The sequence below is a fragment of the uncultured Alistipes sp. genome (assembly GCF_949296715.1).
In the GTDB taxonomy this organism is placed as follows: Bacteria; Bacteroidota; Bacteroidia; order Bacteroidales; family Rikenellaceae; genus Alistipes.
Window position 1 is genome coordinate 13,549 of the sequence record NZ_CASFQD010000026.1, and the last position, 22,115, is coordinate 35,663.

General features: G+C 62.7%; 16 protein-coding genes. 8 read left to right on the forward strand and 8 right to left on the reverse strand.

The window, feature by feature from the left end; all coding sequences use genetic code 11:
* Positions 1 to 17 precede the first annotated feature (17 nt).
* From Q1Y33_RS04400 to Q1Y33_RS04415, 4 genes are read right to left on the reverse strand one after another with little or no spacing between them, the layout of a single operon-like run.
* Positions 18 to 572, reverse strand: a complete 555-nt coding sequence (locus tag Q1Y33_RS04400; RefSeq protein ID WP_300798538.1) for a sugar O-acetyltransferase — start codon at positions 570 to 572, stop codon at positions 18 to 20.
* A gap of 9 nt (positions 573 to 581) precedes the next feature.
* Positions 582 to 1,901 (reverse strand): RIP metalloprotease RseP, encoded by a 1,320-nt coding sequence (rseP, locus tag Q1Y33_RS04405; RefSeq protein ID WP_300798539.1) that lies wholly within the window; start codon positions 1,899 to 1,901, stop codon positions 582 to 584.
* A 10-nt stretch (positions 1,902 to 1,911) separates the two neighbouring features.
* Positions 1,912 to 3,063, reverse strand: a complete 1,152-nt coding sequence (locus tag Q1Y33_RS04410; protein ID WP_300798540.1) for a 1-deoxy-D-xylulose-5-phosphate reductoisomerase — start codon at positions 3,061 to 3,063, stop codon at positions 1,912 to 1,914.
* A gap of 8 nt (positions 3,064 to 3,071) precedes the next feature.
* A complete protein-coding gene (locus Q1Y33_RS04415; protein WP_300798541.1) occupies positions 3,072 to 3,941 on the reverse strand; it encodes a M23 family metallopeptidase in 870 nt (289 codons plus the stop codon).
* Positions 3,942 to 4,208: 267 nt separating this feature from the next.
* Here Q1Y33_RS04415 and Q1Y33_RS04420 point away from each other — a divergent pair, with 267 nt between their 5' ends.
* Positions 4,209 to 5,123: a sugar phosphate nucleotidyltransferase gene (locus tag Q1Y33_RS04420; protein ID WP_300798542.1), complete on the forward strand. Its 915-nt coding sequence runs from the start codon at positions 4,209 to 4,211 to the stop codon at positions 5,121 to 5,123.
* 349 nt (positions 5,124 to 5,472) lie between these two features.
* On the opposite strand, the gene Q1Y33_RS04425 is transcribed toward Q1Y33_RS04420, so the two are convergent.
* The 3 genes from Q1Y33_RS04425 to Q1Y33_RS04435 are packed head-to-tail and all read right to left on the reverse strand — an operon-like array spanning position 5,473 to position 9,118.
* Entirely contained in the window at positions 5,473 to 5,862 is a 390-nt protein-coding gene (locus tag Q1Y33_RS04425) for a hypothetical protein (RefSeq protein WP_300798543.1), read from the reverse strand.
* Between the two features lie 6 nt (positions 5,863 to 5,868).
* Positions 5,869 to 8,316: a tyrosine-protein kinase family protein gene (locus Q1Y33_RS04430; protein ID WP_300798544.1), complete on the reverse strand. Its 2,448-nt coding sequence runs from the start codon at positions 8,314 to 8,316 to the stop codon at positions 5,869 to 5,871.
* 7 nt (positions 8,317 to 8,323) lie between these two features.
* Complete coding sequence (locus Q1Y33_RS04435) at positions 8,324 to 9,118, reverse strand: polysaccharide biosynthesis/export family protein (protein WP_300798545.1); 795 nt, start codon at positions 9,116 to 9,118, stop codon at positions 8,324 to 8,326.
* Between the two features lie 173 nt (positions 9,119 to 9,291).
* Here Q1Y33_RS04435 and Q1Y33_RS04440 point away from each other — a divergent pair, with 173 nt between their 5' ends.
* The 4 genes from Q1Y33_RS04440 (at position 9,292) to Q1Y33_RS04455 (ending at position 13,401) form a co-directional block, all read left to right on the forward strand.
* On the forward strand, positions 9,292 to 10,584 hold the full coding sequence (locus Q1Y33_RS04440; protein WP_300798546.1) for an alpha-amylase family glycosyl hydrolase: 1,293 nt from the start codon (positions 9,292 to 9,294) through the stop codon (positions 10,582 to 10,584).
* A 265-nt stretch (positions 10,585 to 10,849) separates the two neighbouring features.
* On the forward strand, positions 10,850 to 11,755 hold the full coding sequence (locus Q1Y33_RS04445) for a TPM domain-containing protein (RefSeq protein WP_300798547.1): 906 nt from the start codon (positions 10,850 to 10,852) through the stop codon (positions 11,753 to 11,755).
* Between the two features lie 71 nt (positions 11,756 to 11,826).
* Positions 11,827 to 12,402: a LemA family protein gene (locus tag Q1Y33_RS04450; RefSeq protein WP_300798548.1), complete on the forward strand. Its 576-nt coding sequence runs from the start codon at positions 11,827 to 11,829 to the stop codon at positions 12,400 to 12,402.
* A gap of 6 nt (positions 12,403 to 12,408) precedes the next feature.
* A complete protein-coding gene (locus Q1Y33_RS04455) occupies positions 12,409 to 13,401 on the forward strand; it encodes a DMT family transporter (RefSeq protein WP_300798549.1) in 993 nt (330 codons plus the stop codon).
* A gap of 77 nt (positions 13,402 to 13,478) precedes the next feature.
* Here the strand turns inward: Q1Y33_RS04455 and Q1Y33_RS04460 are convergent, their stop codons facing one another.
* Positions 13,479 to 15,839, reverse strand: a complete 2,361-nt coding sequence (locus Q1Y33_RS04460; RefSeq protein WP_300798550.1) for an outer membrane beta-barrel family protein — start codon at positions 15,837 to 15,839, stop codon at positions 13,479 to 13,481.
* A gap of 735 nt (positions 15,840 to 16,574) precedes the next feature.
* On the opposite strand from Q1Y33_RS04460, the gene Q1Y33_RS04465 reads away from it, so the two are divergent.
* The 3 genes from Q1Y33_RS04465 to Q1Y33_RS04475 form a co-directional block, all read left to right on the forward strand.
* A complete protein-coding gene (locus Q1Y33_RS04465) occupies positions 16,575 to 17,312 on the forward strand; it encodes a lysophospholipid acyltransferase family protein (protein WP_300798551.1) in 738 nt (245 codons plus the stop codon).
* 85 nt (positions 17,313 to 17,397) lie between these two features.
* Complete coding sequence (locus Q1Y33_RS04470; RefSeq protein WP_300798552.1) at positions 17,398 to 19,287, forward strand: DNA topoisomerase IV subunit B; 1,890 nt, start codon at positions 17,398 to 17,400, stop codon at positions 19,285 to 19,287.
* A gap of 24 nt (positions 19,288 to 19,311) precedes the next feature.
* Positions 19,312 to 22,115 (forward strand): DNA gyrase/topoisomerase IV subunit A (locus Q1Y33_RS04475; protein WP_300798553.1); only part of this gene is annotated, 2,804 nt, incomplete at its 3' end.

Consider the following 22,115-nt stretch of genomic DNA (forward strand, 5'->3'; position numbering starts at 1 on the left):
TTCTCTTTTTTTGTTTTCTATTGCAGTTTGCGTTTTACGACGGCGGGATTCCCGGCTGCCAGCGAGTCGTCGGGGATGTCGCGCGTCACGACGCTGCCCGCCGCGATGATGCAGCGGTCGCCGATGCGCACGCCCGGGCAGACGATCACGCCCCCGCCCAGCCAGCAGTCGTCCCCGATTTCGATGCGCAACCCCCGTTCGACGGGCTGGCGGCGCTCGACGTAGTCGATCGGATGCTGCGGCGTGTAGAGCTGACAGTTGGGGCCGATGAGCGTGTGGTTGCCGATCGTGATGCCCCCGCCGTCGAGGAACGTGCAGTTGTAGTTGATGACGACCCCTTCGCCCACCTGCGTGCGGAATCCGAAGTCGCAGAAGAAGGGGGCAATCAGGTAGCTCGTCTCGGGGAATCCCGGGATGAGTTCCCGCAGGGCGGCACGGTAGGCCGCCGTGTCGCGGTAGGGGGTCGAGTTGAGCCGTTCGAGGCGTTCGTGTGCCCGGATGTTCAGCTCCAGGGCCTCCGGGTCGCTGTAGTCGTACAGCTCCCCGCGCATCATCTTTTCGAGTTCGGTCATGGCGCCGTTTTATTTGATGAAGAAGCGGTAGACGTCGTTTCCGTTGGCGTAGAGCAGCAGGAAGAGGATGATGATGAGCCCCACGTACTGCGCCCGTTCGAGCACGCGGTCGCTGACCTTGCGCCCGGAGATCATCTCCCAGAAGGTGAAGATCGCATGCCCGCCGTCCAACCCCGGGATGGGCAGGATGTTCATCACGGCGAGGATGATCGACAGGAAAGCGGTCTTCATCCAGAAGTCCTGCCAGTCCCAGCTGCCGGGGAAGATGCTGCCGATGGCGATGAATCCGCCCAGCTCCTCGTACATCTTCGTCTTGGGCTGCACGATCAGCTTGAGCTGCTCCCAGTAGGAGGCGATCACCTTGCCGGTCTTGTGGATGCCGGCCGGAATGGCCTCCCAGAAGGAGTAGTGCTGCGTGCGCAGCTCGAAGGGCTGCGCGTTGGCAAAGACACCGAGGGTTCCCTCGGCCGAGATCGGAATGCCGAGACCGGCGATGCGTTCGCCGCCGCGCAGGACGGTGACCGTCACCGTATCCCCGGCCTTCGACTGGAGGTAGCGGCGGTATTCCGTGTAGGTGGCGTCGTGCACGTCGTCGATCGCGACGATCTTGTCGCCCCGCTGCAGGGCCGCGGCCGTCGGTGCCGCGACGCTGTCGATCAGGAAGGGCATGCGCAGCGTGAAGAGGTCCTCGTAGCCCTTTTCGCGGCGCATGGCGATCAGCTCGTCGAGCGGCAGGCGGAGCGTCACCTGCTCGCCGCCGCGCAGCACGACGACCTCGCGGTCGGTCTCCGTGATGATGAGCTGGTTGAGCATCTTGTAGACGTCGTCGACCGGTTCGCCGTCGATCGTCACGAAACGGTCGCCGTCGCGGAATCCCAACCGGTGGCCCGCCTCGTTGAAGTTGTAGCCCCAGCGGGCCTCCTCGTTCGGGAAGTAGGTCTCGCCCCACGTGTAGCAGATGCTGATGTAGATCGTGATGGCCAGCAGGACGTTCATCACCACGCCGGCGATCATCACCAGAAAACGCTGCCAGGCGGGCTTGGCCCGGAACTCCCAGGGCTGCACCTCGTGCTGCTGGTACTCCTTGTCCATCGACTCGTCGATCATGCCCGCGATCTTGACGTAGCCGCCCAGCGGCAGCCAGCCCAGCCCGTATTCGGTGTTTCCGCGGCGGAACTTGAAGAGCGAGAACCACGGATCAAAGAAGATGTAGAACTTCTCGACGCGGATGCGGAAGACGCGCGCCATGATGAAGTGTCCCAATTCGTGGATGCCCACGAGGATCGTGAAGCAGAGGAAGAACTGAAGAATCTTGATGATAAGTTCCATGTGAAGGGTGTTACTGGTTGAGGTATTCCGCGGCCAGCGCCCGGGCCTCGGCATCCGAGGCGGCGAAGGCGGCAAGGTCGGGCGACGCGACGAACGTCGCGCGCGTCAGGGCGTATTCGATCGCCCGCACGATGTCGAGCCATGCGCAGCGGCGGGAGAGAAAGGCCGCGACGGCCGCTTCGTTCGCGCCGTTCATCGTGCAGGCCGCCGTGCCGCCGCGCTGCAGGCAGTCGTAAGCGATGTCGAGGGCGGGGTATTTCGCGCGGTCGACCTCGGCGAAGGTCAGCTGCGGGTGTTCGAGGAAGCTGAAGCGCTCGCCCGGACGGTGGGCCCGGTCGGGGTACATCAGCGCGAGGCTGATCGGCATGCGCATGTCGGGTGTTCCGAGCTGCGCCTTGATGGCGCCGTCCTCGAATTCGACCATCGAGTGGACGATCGACTGCGGGTGCATCACGACGGAGATCTTCTCGGCGGGCGTGCCGAAGAGCCAGTGGGCCTCGATGACCTCGAAGCCCTTGTTGACGAGCGTCGAGGAGTCGATCGTGATCTTCGCGCCCATGTTCCACTGGGGGTGGTGCAGCGCCTGCTCCACGGTGACCGAGGCGAGTTCCTCGCGCCGCAGGTCGCGGAAGGCGCCGCCGCTGCAGGTGATGATCAGACGCCGGATCGGGGCCCGTTCGCCCACGAGGCACTGGAAGATGGCCGAATGCTCCGAGTCGATCGGCAGGATGGGGGCCTTGTGCCGGCGCGCAAGGGGCATGACGTATGAACCGCCCACGACGAGCGACTCCTTGTTGGCCAATGCGAGTTTCTTGCCCGCCTCGAGCGCTGCGACCGTGGGGGCCAGGCCGGCATAGCCGACCAGGGCGTTCACCACGACGTCGACGTTGCCCGCGGCGGCGACCTGCGCCACGGCCTCGTCCCCGGCGTAGACCTTCGTGTCGGTGTCGGACAGTGCGTCGCGCAGGGCCTCGTGGCAGGCCTTGTCGGCGATGACGACCGTGTCGGCGTCGAATTCCCGGGCCTGCGCGGCCAGCTGCTGCCAGTTGCGATGGGCCGTCAGCGTGCGGACCTCGAACCGGTCGGGGTTCTCGCGCGCGATGTCGAGCGTCTGCACGCCGATCGATCCGGTCGAGCCCAGTATGGCGAGTCGTTGTTTCATGCTGTGTGTCAGAAAACGATGTATCCTTCGGGGTCTACGGGCTTGCCGTTGCTCCAGAGTTCGAACTCGAAACGCGGGACCTCTCCGTTCACGGCCTCGGCGTTGTAGCCGATCTGTTCGCCCGGACGGATGGCCTGTCCCGGGGTCACGAGCGACTGCGACAGCTGCCGGTAGACCGAAATCAGGTTCCCGGCGTGCTGGATGCAGACGACGTATCCCGTTTCGGGGCTCCAGAGGCTCATGACCACCGTGCCCTTGTCGATGGCCGTGATGCGGTCGCCGGCCGTGGCCGCGATCTTCACGCCCAGCTGTCCGGCGGCGATGTCGAAGCGGTCGGTGATGATGCCGTCGACGGGGGCCGTCAGCTGGATGGCTTCACGCACCAGCCGGCGCGAGGCCGCATTGTCGCCCGTCAGTGAGTAGGGACCGTCGCCCTCCATTTCGGCGCGCAGCAGCGAGTCTTCGTGCGACGGCATGACGAGCACCTTGCTGATGCGCGTGCTGTCCGATGCGGGCAGCGTCCGTGCAACGGGGGTCTGGCCCTCCAGAATCAGTGCGATGTTCTCGTTGTAGGTCATCATGTCGTTCATCATGCGCTCCATGGAGTCCAGGCGGATGATGTTCTGCACGAGGCTTTCGCGCGAACGGTCGGCCTCGGTCCGGTAGCCCGGCAGGAACTCCAGCGCGGGCGTATAGGCCACCAGCGACAGAATCAGAATGAACATCAGCAGGATGAATGCGACGAATCCCGCGAAGATGCTCGCGGGCGAGAGGTGGATGTGCCACTCCTCGGAGTTGTCCGTGGCGTTGAGCATGTTGAAGCGCCGCTTGCGGAAGAACCCGCGCCACCAGGAGCGTATGCTTTTGAGCAGTTTCATCTGTCAGGTCTTGTCGATGCGCCCGGTTCCGTATCGGCCGGCCTGCGAGGTTTCCGTTCCGGCTACCTCTGCCGGTCCTGTCCCGGGCGGAAATTTAGCATTTGCAAAGATAGCATAAGCCGCGCGGAATGCCAAATTTATTTGGCGGTTCGCCGCATGGAACTTTTTTGCGCCCCGGCGGCCGAAATTGATGAAAAGGCTTGCAGGTAGAGCCGGAATTTGTTAACTTTGTAGTTGTTTCGACTCAACGCCAAAAAACAATAGAATATGGTAAAACCCACATTACTGGTCCTCGCGGCGGGCATGGGTTCCCGCTACGGATCGCTCAAACAGATGGACGGTGTAGGCCCCAACAACGAGGCGATCATCGACTATTCGATCTACGACGCCATCCGCGCCGGCTTCGGCAAGGTGGTGTTCGTCATCCGCCACTACTTCGCCGAGGAGTTTCTGGAGATTTTCAATGAAGAGCGCTTCGGCGGCAAGATCGCCGTGGAGGTTGTCTATCAGGAGCTCGAAAACCTGCCCGAAGGGGTCACCGTGCCCGAAGGCCGTGTGAAGCCGTGGGGTACGAACCACGCCGTGATGATGGCTGCGAAGGCCATTCACGAGCCCTTTGCCGTCATCAATGCCGATGATTTCTACGGGGCAGATGCCTACCGGACGATCAGCGCCTACCTCTCGCAGCTCGGAGAGAGCAGAAACCACTACTGCATGGTGGCCTACGACCTGAACCGGACCCTTTCGGAGAACGGTACCGTCTCGCGCGGTGTCTGCACGGTCAACGACAAGGGCAACCTCGCGTCGATGGTCGAGCGCACGCAGATCGAGCGCCTGGCCGACGGCAAGATCGTCTTCCATGACGGCGGCGCCGACGAGGAACTGGCCGAGAATACACCCGTGTCGATGAATCTCTTTGGTTTCACGCCCGACTATTTCGACTATTCCGAGGCCTATTTCCGCACGTGGTACGACCAGAACCACGAGAATCTGAAGAGCGAGTTCTACATCCCGACGATGGTCAACAAACTGATCTCCGACGGCACTGTCGATTTGCATGTGCTGCGTTCGTCGGCCCAGTGGCACGGCGTCACCTACAAGGAGGACAAACCGGCGCTGATGGCAGCCATCGAAAAGATGATCGCCGGAGGGGAGTATCCGCGCGATCTCTGGAAAAAGTAGGTTTCGTGCATTCCGTTCCGGGCGGTGCCGGTATCCGTGCAACCTGTTCGGAATAGAACCTATCTATCATTCATCCGGGCTGTATGTCGATGACATGCAGCCCGGTTTTTTTATCATTACCCGATTTTTGCGTTTGGTTCAGGCTCCCCGGCCGGTATCGGCAGTGTGTCTTACCGGCAGAAATCTGCAGGAGCAGGGCAGTGCCCTTTGTTGGAAGAACAGCCCTTTTCAATCTTCGGCAAGCGGCTCTTTCCCTTTTGGCCTACCCCCTCCCTCATATCAAAAAAGGCAGGGCACGCGAACGTACCCTGCCTTAAGAGTGTGCCGGAGAATCTCCGGATATTTTTTGTCAGTCTAAAAATCCCTGGTCGACCAGCAACTCCCTTACACGCGGCCAGTCGACGACCGGCCGGCTGCACCCGTCGACGAAACGCAGCGGAATGCCGAGGCTGCTGTCGTCGATGTAGAGATCGGCATAGACCTTCGGCGACTCCGTCCATTTGCGCTGCGAGGGGTTCTCGTTGATCGCATAGAGCGGAATGCCCCGGCTCCGGAACCAGTTGACTGCCTGCTCCAGCAGTGCGCCGTGACGCATCGTATGGAGAATCAGCCGGTAGCCGTTTCCGACCAACTCCTTCAGCACCGGGACGGCGCCCGCATCCTCCCCGATCAGGGGATATTCGTGCGTGACGACCGTTCCGTCGAAGTCGAGTGCGATGGTGGCGTTGCGGATAGCCATGGCCGGTTATCGTCTGATCTTGCGGGCCAGTCTGCGCAGGAAGAGCATGATCCGCTTGCGGTAGCTGTCTTCCTGTTTGTCGTCATAGCCGTATCCATAACCGTATCCGTATCCGTAGCCATATCCGTATCCGTGACGGTGCGTGCGGGTGCCGTTCAGTACGATGCTCATGTTGTGGAGTTTCTTCTCCCGGTAGAGCCGTTCGATGTCGGGCAGCTGGCGACGGTCGAGGACCCCTTCGCGCACGATGTAGAGGCAGAGGTCCGACAAACGGTCGGTGATGACGGCGTCGGCAACCGACATGGCCGGCGTGCTGTCGAGGAAGATGTAGTCGTACTGCGTGCGCAGGTCGGCAACGAGTTTGTCGAGTTTCTCCGAGAGCAGCATCTCGGTGGGGTTGGGCGGCTGGATGCCGGCCAGAATCACGTCGAGGTTCTTGTGGATTCCCGGATTCTGGATCAGCTCCTTGTAGTCGGTGACCGTACCGGCCAGGTAGCCCGTGATGCCCCGCTTGCTGTTGCCCATTCCGAGTTGCGTGGAGAGGGCGTGGCGCCGCAGGTCGAGGTCGACCAGAATAACGCGTTTCCCGGCCATGGCCAGGGTCATGGCGAGGTTCATGGCGACGAAAGTCTTGCCGGCGTGGGGGTCCGAAGAGGTGAAGTGTACGCTCTGGACCGTCTTGCCCGAGGAGACGTTCATGAAGGTCATGTTCGAACGCAGGATGCGGAAAGCCTCCGACAGCGGGTCGCGTCCCGTTTCACGGACGACGATACCCGTCTTGGTCTCGCCGTCGTAGTTGGGAATGTCACCGAGGAAGGGTACGCTGAGGTTGTCCTCGATATCCTTGCGGCCGCGGATGGTGGTGTCGAGCATGCCGATGAGGAAGAGCAGTCCGAACGGAATGGCCAGGCCGGCGATCAGGGCGACGGCCAGGATAATCATCGAACGGGGGGCTACCGGATTGGAACTGCCGTATGCCAGGTCAATCGTCCGGGAGTTCGACTCGGCGATGGCGTAGTTGAGCTGCGTCTCCTCCTGCTTGTTGAGCAGGTAGAGGAAGAGCTCCTCCTTGATCTTCTGCTGGCGCGTGATGCCGAGGATGACCTTCTCCTGCGACGGCATGGTCGAGATGCGGCGGTTTGCCTGCTCCTCCTCTTCGCGCAGGGCCTTGCGCTGGATTTCGAGTGCCGAGATGTGCGAATCGAGCGATGCGAGGATCGAGTGGCGCAGGGATGAGAGCACGTTGTTCAGCTCCTGCATGACAGGGCTGTTTTCGGTACTGTTTTCAGCCAGCTTGTCCCGGCGCAGGACCACATTGTTGTATTTGTCGATCTGCGTAGATACTGCCGCATTGTCGATGGATGCCAGTACGGGGATCAGCATGCCGGCATTGGCCGTATCGGTAAGATAGGTGCGGATAAATTCGGCCACGTTGATCTGGTTGTCCAAGGACAGCCCTTCACTCTTGTAGCGGGAGCTCTCCGTGACGGTGCGGGCCGCCTCCGAAGAGATGTCGATCATCTGGTTGTCCTTCTTGATATCCTCGATGCTGCGGTCCACGTCGCCCAGCTCCTTTCCGATAACGTCCAGACGGGCCTGGATGAACTCCGCCGTGCGGACCGATATCTGCCGTTTGTCGCCGATGGCGTCGTCTTCGTATGCGGCGATCAGGGTGTTGATCACATCCTCGGCCCGCTTCGGAATCGTGTTGCTCATCGAGATGGTCACGATCGAAGCATCCTTGCTGGCCACGTCGCACTTCACGGCCGCACGGTAGCCGCTGGTTGCGGCGGCAAGCGAACTTTTCCCTACATGGATCGGTTCGTCGAGGTACTTCTCGTCGTCCATGTAGAGCGTCTTGTTTACCACGATACGGCCTACGGGGGTGGCGATCGTATCGCCGTATTGGGCGGTCAGCACCCGCTTGCTCTCCTGCTTGGAGATGAATTCGTCATCGAAGTGGGTCAGTCGGATTTTGTCGCCTTCGAGCGGGGTGATCTCCATCGAGCAGGAGAGTTTGTCGTTGTTGTCGACGAACTTTACCTCGATGGGGCTCTGCGTGTAGAGCGCGCGTGTCCGCAACCGCTCCTGAACCGTGTAGTTCATGGTCAGGTTGAGCCGCTTGACCACCTCCTCCATCAGCCGGCGCGACTGGAGAATGTAGACCTCGTTGTCGACATTGCGGCGCGACTGGAATCCGGCCAGGTCGCTGAAGGCCTGCAGCTCCACGTCACCGCCCTTGCGGCTGTCCTTCACGAGAATCGTGGCCGTGCGACTGTATACCTTGGGTGTGCTCGCCAGATAATAATAGGCAATGCAGAGACAGAGAACGACCGAAAGGACGAACCAGTACCAGTTGTCGATCACCATGCGGATGATGTCGTGCAGGGAGATGTTGGTCGCATTTGCGTCGGAGTCCTGTGCCGACGGCTGATTGGTATAATGTTCTGTCATGGTTCTTTTATCTTGTGAGTGTTACGATAAGCGTAGCCACAGAGATGGCGGTACTTATGAGCGAAAGGTAGAAACTGCGGTTTTGGTTGATTTCACCCGTCTGGGCCTTGTACTTGTTGGGCTTTACGTAGATCACGTCGTTCTGCTGGATGTAGAAGGCCGGGGAGTTGAAAATCTCCTTTGAGGTGAGGTCGAGGTACTCGATCGTGCGGACCCCGTCCACTTCACGCTGCACGGCCACCTCGTTGCGGATACCGAAGACGGTCATGTCGCCCGCCATGGCCAGGGCATCGAAGATCGATATCTTGTCGCGCGTGACATTGTACTGCCCCGGACGGGCCACTTCGCCGATGACCGAGATCTTCATGTCGTCGAACTGCACGTTGACCGTGGGGTCGTTGATATAGCCGCCTTCCCGGATTTTTCCGGCGATGGTTTCTGCCAACTCATGGCGCGTAAGACCGTTGCACTGCACCTTTCCGATTACGGGCATTTCGAGACAGCCCTGCTCGTCCACGGTGCGGACCTGCAGGGACTGCGATGTGGAGGCCGAACTGACCTGACCTCCTGTCAACGAATTGTACGAGGTGGCTGCGTTGAACGGCACGGCGAGTTCGGGGTCCTTGCTGTTGACCACGACGGTCAGCCGGTCGAAGGGCTTGATGCGGATCTGGCCCTCTTCGGCGATCTGTTCGGGTGTGTAGGGTCGTGCGTCCTGAAGATACCAGACGCGCTTCTGGGCTGCGCACGAAGTCAGCAGGAGGGTGATGAGCGCTACTGCTGCTAATCGGAGTCGATTCATTGTGAAAAAAGGCGTTTTATTGTATTGTGCGCAAAGTTAATAAAAATCCCCGAAAAAAAGACACTCCCGGCCTGTCTATTGTCATTGTTTTTCACAAATATGTAAGCGAGACCACCTTGCGTCTGTTTTTTATCGTGAAAAAATCGTATATTTGGCCTCCCGAAAATGAAAATATGGACAAATCTTTGCATCCCGACTGGAGCTACGGGGCCGTGCTGTATGAGATGAACGTGCGCCAGCTGACGGCGGAAGGGACGCTGCGGGCTGCCGCGGCGCGCCTGCCCTTTCTGCGCAATCTGGGGATTGATGCCGTGTGGCTTATGCCGGTCTACCCGATCGGACGCACCAACCGCAAGGGACCGCTGGGCTCCTACTATTCCGTGAGCGACTATTGCGCCGTGAATCCCGAAATGGGCGACATGGCCGATTTCGACGCCTTCGTTGCGGAGGCGCACCGCCTGGGCATGAAGGTGCTGCTCGACTGGGTGGCCAACCATACGGCGCGCGACGCCCGCTGGATCGCGGAGCGGCCCGCCGACTGGTACGAGCGCGACGCGGAGGGGACTCCGGCCGTGCCGTGGGACTGGACCGATACGGCGAAGCTCAACTATGCCAACCGCGATGTGTGGCGGGCGCAGTCCGACGCCATGGAGTTCTGGGTGACGCGACACGCCGTGGACGGCTTCCGCTGCGACATGGCGATGCTTGTGCCGGCGGAGTTCTGGTACGAGACGATTGCCCGCCTGCGGGCGGTGAAGCCCGACCTCTTCATGCTGGCCGAGGCCGAGGAGCGCTACCTGTTCGACCACCATGCCTTCGACGCCTGCTATGCCTGGCAGATGCACCACCTGCTCAACGACGTGGCGCAGCAGCGGACCCGTCTGACGGCCCTGCGCGACTACCTTCATGCCGACCGCGAACGCTATCCGCAGTCGGCCATGCGGCTGGCCTTCACGTCGAACCACGACGAGAACTCGTGGAGCGGCACGGAGTTCACGCGCATGGGGGCCGCCCGCGAAATCATGGCCGCCTTCACCTTCGTCGTGCCGCGCGGCCTGCCGCTGATCTATACGGGGCAGGAGGTCGGTTACGACCATGCGTTCGCCTTCTTCGACCGCGACCCGATCCCGCACTACGAAGCCAATGCCTTTACGGATTTCTACCGGCGGCTGACGGCCCTGCACCATGACAATGAGGCCCTTGCCGCGGGCGAGCGGGGCGGCGGGATGATTGAAATCCGCAACAACGCCGAGGACTGCCTGCTGACGATGGTCCGCGAGGTGCCGGGCAACCGCGTCGTCGCGGTGATGAACCTTTCGCCCTATGCCATCCATGCCGACTACCGCACCGGCATCTACGCCGGGGAGTATGCCGATGCCATGACGGGCGAACCGTACCTGCTGGCGGAGCATGTCGAGGAGGAGATGGCGCCGTGGAGCTACCGGATTCTGACCCGCAGGGGCTGATCCCGGCATCCGGCCCGACCTGCTGCTCCGCGACGGGCGGTCCGACACCCCCGGCCCCTGTCGGCGGATCGATGCGCCGTTGCGGCCTTTTCCCGTCCGCTGCGGCTCCGGTATCAAGTTTCGTCTGCTCCTTGCCGCCTGTTCCGGCCTTTTCCCCTGCCCGTCCCGCCCGTTGCTGATTGCCCGGTCGGGACGGGCTTTTTTTTGCCCTTTTTCCGCCGCCCCGAGCAAACGGAGACATTTTTTTCTATCTTTGCCCGAGGTTATGAGAAAACTTGCAATCATCTCTCTTTTGCTTGCCTGCACGTTGACCGCTGCGGCAGCCACCTACCGTGTGGAGGAGATTCCCAATGTCCAGCTGGCGGACCGGCGGCGCTACGTCTCCAATCCCGACGGGATACTCTCCGACCGGACCGTCGCGCGGCTCGACTCGCTGTGCGGGGCGCTCCGCACGCGGGGCATCGCGCAGGTTGCCGTCGTGGCTGTGGACGACATCGCCGGAGGCGACACCTTCTCGTTTGCCATCGACCTTTTCCGCCGCTGGGGCGTGGGACGCGCCGACACGGACAACGGACTGGGCGTACTGCTCGTGCGCGACCTGCATGAGATCCGCTTCGTCACGGGCGGCGGGCTGGAGGGGGTGCTGACGGATGCCCTCTGCAAGCGCATCCAGATGAAATACATGCTGCCGTATTTCCGCGAGGAGAACTACGACGCCGGCATGACGGCCGGACTGCAGGCCGTCGCGCAGCTGCTCGAGGGCAGCGACGTGGACCTCGGGCTGCCCGACACCTCCGACGATGAACTGCCCGGCTGGTTCATCCTGCTGGTCGTCGCAGGCGTCGTCGGCATTCCGGTGCTGGTCTCCGTGGCGGGCTACTGTGCGCGCAAACGCTGCCCGCACTGCCGCCGGCTGTCGCTCGAGCTGCGTTCGCAGCAGGCCGTGAACCTGACCTCCCGCGGTTTGGTCATCGAATATACCTATATATGTAAGCATTGCGGCGAAGTGGTGCGGCGGCGTGCCCGCAACTCGCACGACGACCATTTCGGCGGCGGTGGCGGCGGCCCGATCATCGGCGGCTTCGGCGGTTTCGGCGGCGGAGGTTCGTTCGGGGGCGGCGGCTTCGGCGGCGGCTCGTTCGGCGGCGGCGGTGCCGGCTCGAAGTGGTGAGCGGAACGGCAGCACCCGTGCGGAAGGGACAAGACAAGCAAACAATCGGAAAACAATCAAACGGACAAGTTATGAAAAAATGGATTTGGATCGGCGTTGTGGCCGTCGTGGCGATCTTTTTCTATGCCACCTACAACGGATTTGTCAACAAGGAGGAGGGCGTGAATGCCGCCTGGTCGAATGTCGAGACGCAGTACCAGCGTCGTTCGGACCTGATTCCCAACCTGGTCAACACGGTCAAGGGCTATGCGGCGCACGAGTCGCAGACATTGAGTGAGGTGACCGAGGCACGGGCCAGGGCCACGTCGATCAACCTCACGGCCGGGGAGCTGACCCCCGAGCGGCTGGCGCAGTTCCAGCAGGCGCAAGCCGATGTGCGCTCGGCGCTGGGACGGCTGATCGCCGTGGCGGAGAGCTATCCCGACCTGAAGGCCAACCAGAACTTCATCGAACTGCAGTCGCAGCTCGAGGGGACGGAGAACCGCATTGCCGTGGCCCGCAAGGACTTCAACGATGCGGCCCGCAAGTACAACGTCGCCGTGCGGCGCTTCCCGTCGAATCTCGTGGCCGGGCTCTTCGGCTTCGACCAGAAACCCTATTTCGAGGCGGCCGAGGGGACCGATGCAGCCCCGCAGGTCGAATTTTAGTCTCCTGTGGCCGCTGAACGTACCCGCGGCTACGTGCTGGGTGCCGTAGCCGCCGCCAGCTACGGGCTGAATCCGCTCTTCACGCTGCCGATGTATGCGGCGGGCATGGGGGCGGATTCCGTGCTGTTCTACCGCTATGTGCTGGCCGTGGCGCTGCTGGGGGTGCTGATGCTCGTGCGCCGGCAGTCGTTCGCCCTGCACCGGTGCGACGTCGTGCCCCTCGTGGTGATGGGGCTGCTCATGTCGGCCTCGTCGCTGCTGCTCTTCGAGAGCTACAATCTCATGGATGCGGGCATCGCCTCGACGATCCTGTTCGTCTATCCGGTGATGGTCGCCGTCATCATGGCCGTGGGGTTCCGCGAGCGGCTGTCCGCCGCAGGCATCCTCTCCATCGCGCTGGCCTGCACGGGCATCTCGCTCCTCTACAAGGGCGGGGACGGCGCGACGCTCAACCTGACGGGCGTGCTGCTGGTTTTCCTCTCGGCACTCTCGTATGCTGTCTACATCGTAGGGGTCAACCGTTCGTCGCTGCGCGACATGTCCACCGAGAAGCTCACCTTCTACTGCCTGCTCTTCGGGTCGCTGGTCTATGTCGTGCGGCTGCGCGGCTGCACGGAGCTGCAGCCCGTGCCCGATCCCGTGCTGTGGATCAATGCCGTGTCGCTGGCGCTCTTCCCGACGATCATCTCGCTTGTGGCGATGGCCGGGGCGATCCGCCGCATCGGCTCGACCCCCACGGCGATCCTCGGGGCGCTGGAACCCGTCACGGCGCTGATTTTCGGCGTGGCGGTCTTCGGCGAGCGGCTCACGCCGCGCATCATGCTGGGTGTGGCGCTGATTCTGGTTGCCGTGACGCTCATCATCGCAGGGCAGTCGCTCCGTTTCCCGACGCCCGTCACGCATCTTGCGCGCTGGATGGCCCATCCGCGCCTGCCGTACTGGGCCGTGCGCTGGGCGCGCCGCCTGCCGCTGCCGCACCTCCACCGCCACAGGGGCTGAACCGATGTGCCGACAACATCACGGGCCGCAGGAGATAAACCCTGCGGCCCGTTTGTATTTCAGTGTGTTGCGAAACGTTATAGCCTGCTGCGGTCTTCGGCCGACCCGGCTTCGACGGCCTTCTTGCGGAAGGCCTTTCCCGACTTGAAGTTCCACGTGAGCCCGATGCGGTATTGGCGGCTGTTCCAGAACTGTAACACGTTGACACGGCGCACGAACCCTTCGCCGCGGGCGCCGACGTGCTGCGGCTCCTCGGTGAGGTTGCGGACGTTGAACGAAAGGGTGAAGCGCTCGCCGAAGCGTTTTTTGATCCCCGCGTGCAGCATCTGCTGCGGCTCGACCCAGCAGTTGCCCAGCTCGACACGGCTCTGGTAGCGGTAGGAGAGGTCGATGTAGAAGTTGGCCGGGAGCGTGAAGGTCGTCGAGGCGTAGAGGCTGTAGAAGTTCTGGCGGCTGACCGGGTCGTCCGCCCCGACGCGCTGCGCCTGCCTGATGAACATGGCGTTGACGTTCAGCTGCCACCACCGGGTGAGCTGGAAGGGGAGATTGGCCGTGAAGTAGTAGCTCGTCATGGCGTCGTAGTTGACCCACGCGATGCAGAGCAGGTCGGGATCGTCGGCGTCGGGCAGGATCGTCTGCTGGATTTCGTCCGTCTCGACGGTCAGGCCGGCCGTGAGCGTGTATTTGTGCTTCAGCACGAAGGTCAGGCTGGCGTCGTGCGTATAGGAGGGATTGAGCGCCGGGTTGCCCGTCTGGTAGGTGTAGTCCGAAATCTGGCTCCGCTGCGGGGAGAGGCACCAGAAGCTGGGGCGCGAGATGGTGCGGGTGTACTGCGCGATGAGCGAGTAGGCGCCGTCCTTCGAGAGCGCACAGGAGACGTTGGCGTTGGGGAAGAGCGAGAAGTAGTCCTGCCCGACCTGCTTGCCCGTCGTGTGGGTGTACTCGCCGCGCAGCCCCGCCACGAAGCTCCAGCGCCCGAGGTTGGCCGAGACGATGCCGTAGGCCGCGGCGATGTTCTCCGTGTAGTCGATCGCGAAGCTCTGCCGGTCGTTGCGCACCCACTCGCCGCCCTGCACGTATTCGTAGAGCGCGTCGTTGTCCATGTCGTTGCGGGTGAACTTCGCTCCGGCCTTCAGCGTCCAGCGCGGCGAGAACTTCTTGTCGAGGGCCAGCGTCGCCGAGGCGATCGTGTAGCGGCTCGTCGTGCGGTCGCGGTAGGTCGAGTCGCGCACGACGGCGGGCGAGGTGATGCGGCTGAAGTTGTCGTTGCCCGAAGCGTTGCGCCGCGAGGTGTAGTCGGCCAGCAGCTTGAGCGTCGAACCCAGCGTGTCGACCTTCCAGACGTAGTTGAACGTCGCCGAGAGGTTGTCGTTGTAATCGCCTGCTTCGAAGCGCGTTTGCGTGTGGGTCAGCCGGTCGCCCTGCGTGAAGTCGCTCTGCGTGTCGGTCGGGTCGTCGCTGTCGCTGTGCCAGTACTCGAGTTCGGCCCCGACGCTGTGGTCCGGCGCGATTTCGTAGATGGCGCCGAACGTCCCGCCGCCGTTGTTGACGCGGCTCTTCAGGTCGGAGTGTGAGGTGAGGGCGGCATCGCCCGACGTGTAGCGCGTCGTCTCGTCGCTTGACGAACGGTTGTCCGCGAAGGAGCCCCAGCCCGAGGCGTAGAGGTCGAAGCGGCCCGAGTGGATGTTGATGTTGCCGCCCGGCGTGAGGTTCCGCCCCATGGTGCTCATGCTCCCGTTGAGCGAGAGGGAGCCGTTGAGGCCGTTTTCGCGCCGTTTCTTGAGCGTGATGCGGATCACGCCGCCCGCCGTGTCGGCATCGTAGTCGGCGCCCGTCGTCGGGATCACCTCGATCTTCTGAATCTCCTCGGCCCGCAGCGAGCGGATGTAGGTGAGCAGCTGCTCGGGTTCGAGTTTCAGCTCGCGGTCGTTGACGTAGACCTTCGTGCCCGTCTTGCCGTTGACCGAAATCTTGTCGCTGTCGACCCAGACGCCCGGGGCGCGTTCCAGCAGCTCGATGCCGTCGCGTCCCGCGGCCGCCGGGGCGTTGGCCACGTCGACGACGAAGCGGTCGGCCTCGCGCCGCACGAGCTGCGCCTTGACGACCACGCCTTCGATCGCGGTCGACGAGCTGTGCATGACGAAGTCCCCGAGGTCGTTCTCGTGCTCGACGCGCACCGGCTGCTTCAGCGGGTCGTAACCCAGGTACTGGATCGAGAGGGTGTAGTCGCCCGTCGGCACCTCGAGCCGGAAGCGGCCCTCCCCGTCGGTGGCCATGCCCGCCACCTGCTCCGTGCCCTTGAGCAGTACGACCGTCGCGTACTCCACGGCCGAACCCTGCTCGTCGACCACGCGCCCCGTGGCCGGATACATCCGGGCCGCCAGCGCGTTCGTTGCCGTCAGCCCCAATACCGTAATCAGAAGGATCAGTTGTTTCATGTTATGTGCTGTTTATGTTATTTGCGCTGCATTTTAGTTGACACCACAAAGATATGTAAAAATATTTCTACTTTGCAATACATAGTACTGAATTTTTACAAAAATTTTTCTGTACATATTATTATGGGATTTTGGGGATGCTTGTGCGTGTGCACGATTTCGGGGCGGCGGGGGAGTATGAGGGCGGAGGGTGAGGGCGGGGCGGCCCGGCTGATGGCCTGCTAATGGCCTGTCGGCGGCGAGGTTTAAGCTGTGCGATATCCGGGTGGTGATGGCGGGGGCTGCCTGCTCGTCGGCGGCAGGGAGGATGGGTGTCGCCTGATGGCCGGGCGGTGGAGTAGCCCCCCCCAATGACCGGCGGCAGAGGATGGGGCCTGTCGGGGGGCGGTCGGGTAGAGAAGTATGGGGCGCTACGGGCGTGTGGGCGTGTGGGATGCGTGTGGGCGTGTGGGATGCGTCGGGCGTGTTGGGTGTGTCGGGCGTGTCGGGCGTGTGGGGTGGTGGGACGGTCATTGGGCGGTCCGCAGGTCTGACCCGTGCCGGATGCGTGTGCGGGTTTCGGAGGCAACCCGGTATGCGGGCCGTCCGTGGGCGCATGGACCGTTTTTCGGGGAAACCCGCCAGTGAAAAATGTTGAAAACTCGTTCCCCGACGGCGTGGAAAATCCGCGGAATTTTTCTAAATTTGCAGATTGAACCGGACCGGATAATCGGCTCCGGACAGCATCGGAACGATATGATAAGCGGCATCTACTACCTGTTTCTCGTGCTTCTGTGCACCCTGTTCATGGTCCTGTCGGCCGTGGCGCTCGTCCTCTGCTGCCCCTTCGACAAGGGGCGCCGCGTGGTGCATGAACTCTCGCGCATCCTCGTGCGCATCTTCTTCTTTATCCCGCCGCGCTGGCGGCAGCGGGTCATCGGACGCGAGCTGATCGACCGCAAAAAACGCTATGTCATCGTCGTGAACCACAATACGGTGATCGACATCCCGACGCTCTACTACATACCGCTCAACTTCCGCTGGGTCTCGAAGCGCGAGGTCTTCAAGGTGCCCTTCTTCGGACAGTACCTCTTGCTGCACGGCGACATCTGCATCGACCGCGGGCGTGCCGCCGAGGCGATGGAGCAGCTGCTGCGCGAGGGCAAGCTGTGGATTTCGCGCGGGGCTTCGGTGGCGATCTTCCCCGAGGGCACGCGCTCGAAGGATGGTGAGATCCACCGCTTCAAGGCCGGGGCCTTCACGCTGGCGCGCGAGGCGGGGGTTGAGATCCTGCCCGTGGTGCTCGACGGCACGCGGACGCTCATCCGCCGCAACCTGCTCTTCAACTGGGGCAACCGCATCACCATCCGCGTGCTGCCGCCGGTGAGCCGCGAGGAGATTGCCTCAACGGAGGTGCACGAACTCATGGAGCGTGTGTACGACCGCATGGCCGCCGCGCTGGCCGAAATCCGGCAGGAGGGGCAAAAGGCATGACATTCGCACGGCTCCGGCCGGGCACGGATCGTGCGGGATTGGGGACGGGCGCGCGAAGGCGCCGGCCCGAAACATAAAGTGAAACATGGCAGACTTACTCAATACGAAACCGACGGACAACTATGGCGACGAAGCCATCCGCACGCTCACGCCGCGTGAGCACGTGCGGCTGCGCCCCGGCATGTACATCGGCAAACTGGGCGACGGAACGCAGCCCGACGACGGCATCTATGTCCTGATCAAGGAGGTGACCGACAACTCGATCGACGAATACATGAACGGCTTCGGCCACCAGATCGACATCACGGTCGCGGACGGCGAAGTGACCGTGCGCGACTACGGACGCGGCATACCGCTCAACTCGCTCTCCGCGGCGGTGAGCGTGATGAACACGGGCGGCAAGTACGACGATGACGAGGACAACGCGGCCTTCAAGAAGACCGTGGGTCTGAACGGCGTGGGCGTCAAGGCCGTGAACTACCTCTCGAGCAGCTTCTCGGCCCGCTCGGTGCGCGACGGCGAGGCCCACACGGTCTATTTCGAGAAGGGCCTCGAGCAGAGCGACCGCTGGGAGACGGGCCTCACGGAGAAGAACGGCACGGAGATACGCTTCCGCGTCGATGAGGAGGTCTTCGGCCCCTACACCTACAACCTGGAGTATGTCGAGCAGCTGGTGCGCAACTACACCTACCTGAACCGGGGCCTGACGATCCGGCTCAACGGCCAGTCCTTCACCTCGAAGAACGGACTGCTCGACCTGCTGAACGAGAACATGACCGAGGAGCCGCTCTATGCGCCCATCCACCTCTCGGGCGAGGACATCGAGGTGGCGCTCACCCACGGTACGGGCTACGGCGAGAGCTGCTACTCGTTCGTCAACGGACAGTACACGACGCAGGGCGGCACGCACCAGGCGGCCTTCCGCGAGGCCGTCGCCAAGACCATCCGCGAGTTCTACCACAAGGACTACGATCCGGCCGACATCCGCACGTCGCTCATCGGCGCCATCTCGATCCGCGTGTCGAGCCCGATCTTCGAGTCGCAGACCAAGACGAAGCTCGGCTCGAAGGAGATGTCGAAGTCGGGCCCCACGATCCGCAACTTCGTCGTGGAGTTCCTGGGCAAGCACCTCGACGACTACCTGCACAAGCATCCCGAGACGGCGCAGGTGCTCCAGAAGAAGATTGTCGAGAACGAGAAGGAGCGCAAGGCCATCTCGGGCATCCAGAAGAAGGCCCGCGAGACGGCCAAGAAGGTCTCGCTCAACAACCGCAAGCTGCGCGACTGCAAGATTCACCGCACGGACCGCAACGAGCTGGCCGAGCAGTCGATGATTTTCATCACGGAGGGTAACTCGGCGTCGGGCTCGATTACCAAGAGCCGCGACGTGCGCACGCAGGCGGTCTTCTCGCTGCGCGGCAAGCCGCTCAACTGCTTCGGCCTGACGAAAAAAGTCGTCTACGAAAACGAGGAGTTCAACCTGCTGCAGGCGGCGCTCAACATCGAGGAGGAGATGGACAATCTGCGCTACGAGAAGGTCATCATCGCCACCGATGCCGATGTCGACGGCATGCACATCCGCCTGCTGCTGATGACCTTCTTCCTGCAGTTCTTCCCCGACGTGATCCGCCAGGGCCACCTGTTCGTGCTCCAGACGCCGCTGTTCCGCGTGCGCAACAAGAAGGAGACGCGCTACTGCTACTCGGAGGAGGAGCGGCTGCGGGCCATCGCGGCGCTCGGGGCCAGTGCCGAGATCACGCGCTTCAAGGGTCTGGGTGAGATTTCGCCCGAGGAGTTCCGCGAGTTCATCGGCGAGAACATGCGCCTGGACAAGGTCCGCATCACGAAGGACGACCCGATTCACGACCTGCTGGAGTTCTACATGGGCAAGAACACCTACGAACGGCAGGGCTTCATCATCGACAACCTGCGCATCGAGGAGGACCTCGTGGAGCAGGACCTGCGCATCGGTTAACGCAAAAGAGAGAAACAACAGCATATGTCGGAAGAGAAAGAGAAGGACAAGGATTACCTGTTCGACGAGGATGTCCCGACGCCCGATGCGGCGGACGGGGCGGCGGACGATGCGCCGGTGGAGCCTCCGCAGGAGGAGGCCCCCGGGAAACCGGGGCGTCCGGGCAAGTTCGACCGCCTGACGCAGGACGAGGGCGACGTGCGCAAGCTCACGGGCATGTACAAGAACTGGTTTCTGGATTACGCCTCCTACGTGATTCTGGAGCGTGCCGTGCCCCACGTCGAGGACGGCCTGAAGCCCGTGCAGCGGCGCATCCTCCACGCCATGAAGGTCGTCGACGACGGCCGCTACAACAAGGTGGCCAACATCGTGGGCCAGACCATGCAGTACCACCCGCACGGCGACGCCTCGATCAAGGATGCGCTCGTGCAGCTCGGACAGAAGGAGCTGCTGATCGACTGCCAGGGCAACTGGGGCAACATCCTCACGGGCGACGAGGCCGCCGCGGGCCGATACATCGAGGCGCGGCTGTCGAAGTTCGCCCTCGACGTGGTCTTCAACCGCAAGACCACCGAGTGGATGCTCTCCTACGACGGCCGCAAGGAGGAGCCGGTGACGCTGCCGATCAAGTTCCCGCTGCTGCTGGCGCAGGGCTCGGACGGCATCGCCGTGGGCCTGGCGTCGAAGATCCTGCCGCACAACTTCAACGAGCTGATCTCGGCCGCGATCGCCCACCTCGAGGGGCGCGACTTCCAGCTCTATCCCGACTTCCCGACGGGCGGCCTGGCCGACGTGAGCCGCTACAACGACGGACTGCGCGGCGGCACGGTGAAGGTGCGCGCGCGGATTTCGAAGATCGACAAGCGCACGCTCGCCATCACCGAAATACCCTATACGACGACCACCGAGTCGATCAAGGAGTCGATCATCAAGGCCAACGAGAAGGGCAAGATCAAGATACGCAAGGTCGACGACAACACGGCCGACAAGGTCGAGATCATCATCCAGGTCGCGCCCGACGAGTCGTCGGACAAGACCATCGACGCGCTCTACGCCTTCACGGACTGCGAGGTTTCGATCGCGCCGAACGCCTGCGTCATCTGGGAGGAGAAGCCCCACTTCCTCGGCGTGAGCGAGATTCTGCGCCGCTCGGCCGACCATACGAAATACCTGCTCGGACGCGAGCTCGAAATCCGGCTCGAGGAGCTCAACGCCGCGTGGCACGCCGCGTCGCTCGAGCGCATCTTCATCGAGAACCGGCTCTACCAGCTCATCGAGGGGTGCCGCACGCGCGAGGAGGCCTATGCCGCCGTCGACCGGGGGCTGGAACCCTTCAAGAAGCTGCTGCGCCGCGAGGTGACGCTGGAGGACGTGCAGAAGCTCACCGAGCTGAAGTTCATCCGCATCTCGCGCTTCGACTCGGAGAAGGCCGACAACGAAATCCGGCAGATCGAGGCCGACATCAAGCAGACGCAGTACGACCTGGCGCACCTGACCGAGTATGCCGTGGCCTATTACGAGCGCATCCGCGACAAGTACGGCAAGGGGCGCGAGCGCCGCACGGAGCTGCGCGAGTTCGACTCGATCGAGGCGACGAAGGTTGCCGTGACGAACGCCAGGCTCTATGTCGACCGGGCCGAGGGTTTCTTCGGCATTGGCAAGTCGATGAAGGATGCCGAGCTGGTGTGCGACTGTTCGGACATCGACGACGTGATCGTCTTCACGAAGGACGGCCGCTACGTCATCACGAAGGTCTCGGACAAGGCCTTCTTCGACAAGGGCATCTACTACATCGGGGTCTTCAAGCGCAACGACGAGCGCACGATCTACAACGTGCTCTACCGCGACGGCAAGAACGGCCCGATCATGATGAAACGCTGCGCGATCAAGGGCATTACGCGCGACAAGGAGTACAACATCACCAAGGGCACGCCGCGCAGCGAGATTCTCTACATGTCGGTCAACCCGAACGGCGAGGCCGAGGTGCTGAAGGTCTACTTCAAGCCGCGGCCGCGGCTCAAGAAGGTGATCGTGGACCTCGACTTCTCGGAGCTGGCCATCAAGGGGCGCCAGAGCCAGGGCAACCTCTTCTCGCGCTACGGCATCCACAAGATCGTGCTCAAGGAGCGCGGCACGTCGACGCTCGGCGGACAGGACATCTGGTTCGACGAGGATGTGCGGCGGCTCAACGCCGACGGGCGCGGCACGTTGCTGGGCGAGTTCAAGGGCGACGACAAACTCGTGGTCTGGACCTCGAAGAACCAGTACTACATCACGGGCTACGACCTCGGGCAGCACTTCCCCGACGACACCGTGCGGGTGAACCGCTACGAGCCCGACCGCGTTTACAGCGTCTGCTACTTCGACCGCGAGCAGGGCTACTACTACATGAAGCGCTTTTCGGCCGAGCTGACCGACAAGATGCAGTACTTCCTCGACGAGGAGGGGCAGGCCGATCTGGTCTGCATGACCGACGCTGCGGGTGCCAGCCTCGAGATTACCTATAAGGGGGCGCATGCGCAGCGCCCGGCCGATATGATCGACGTCGACGACTTCGTCGGCGTGAAGAGCCACCGGGCCAAGGGCAAGCGCCTGACGACCTACGAGGTGGCCACGCTGCGCTTCATCGAACCCGAGCTGCCGCCCGAACCCGATCCCGACGGGGAGGAGGGTGCGCCTGCGGACGGGGAGGGCGCGGCGGATTCCGCAGCCTCCGACACGACGGGTGCGGTCCGCGACGCGGCGGCGGAGAACCCCGGTGCGGCGACTGCTGCCGGGAAGGCCCCGGCGGCGACGGCGCGTGAGCGGAAATCCGATGCGGAGCCGCC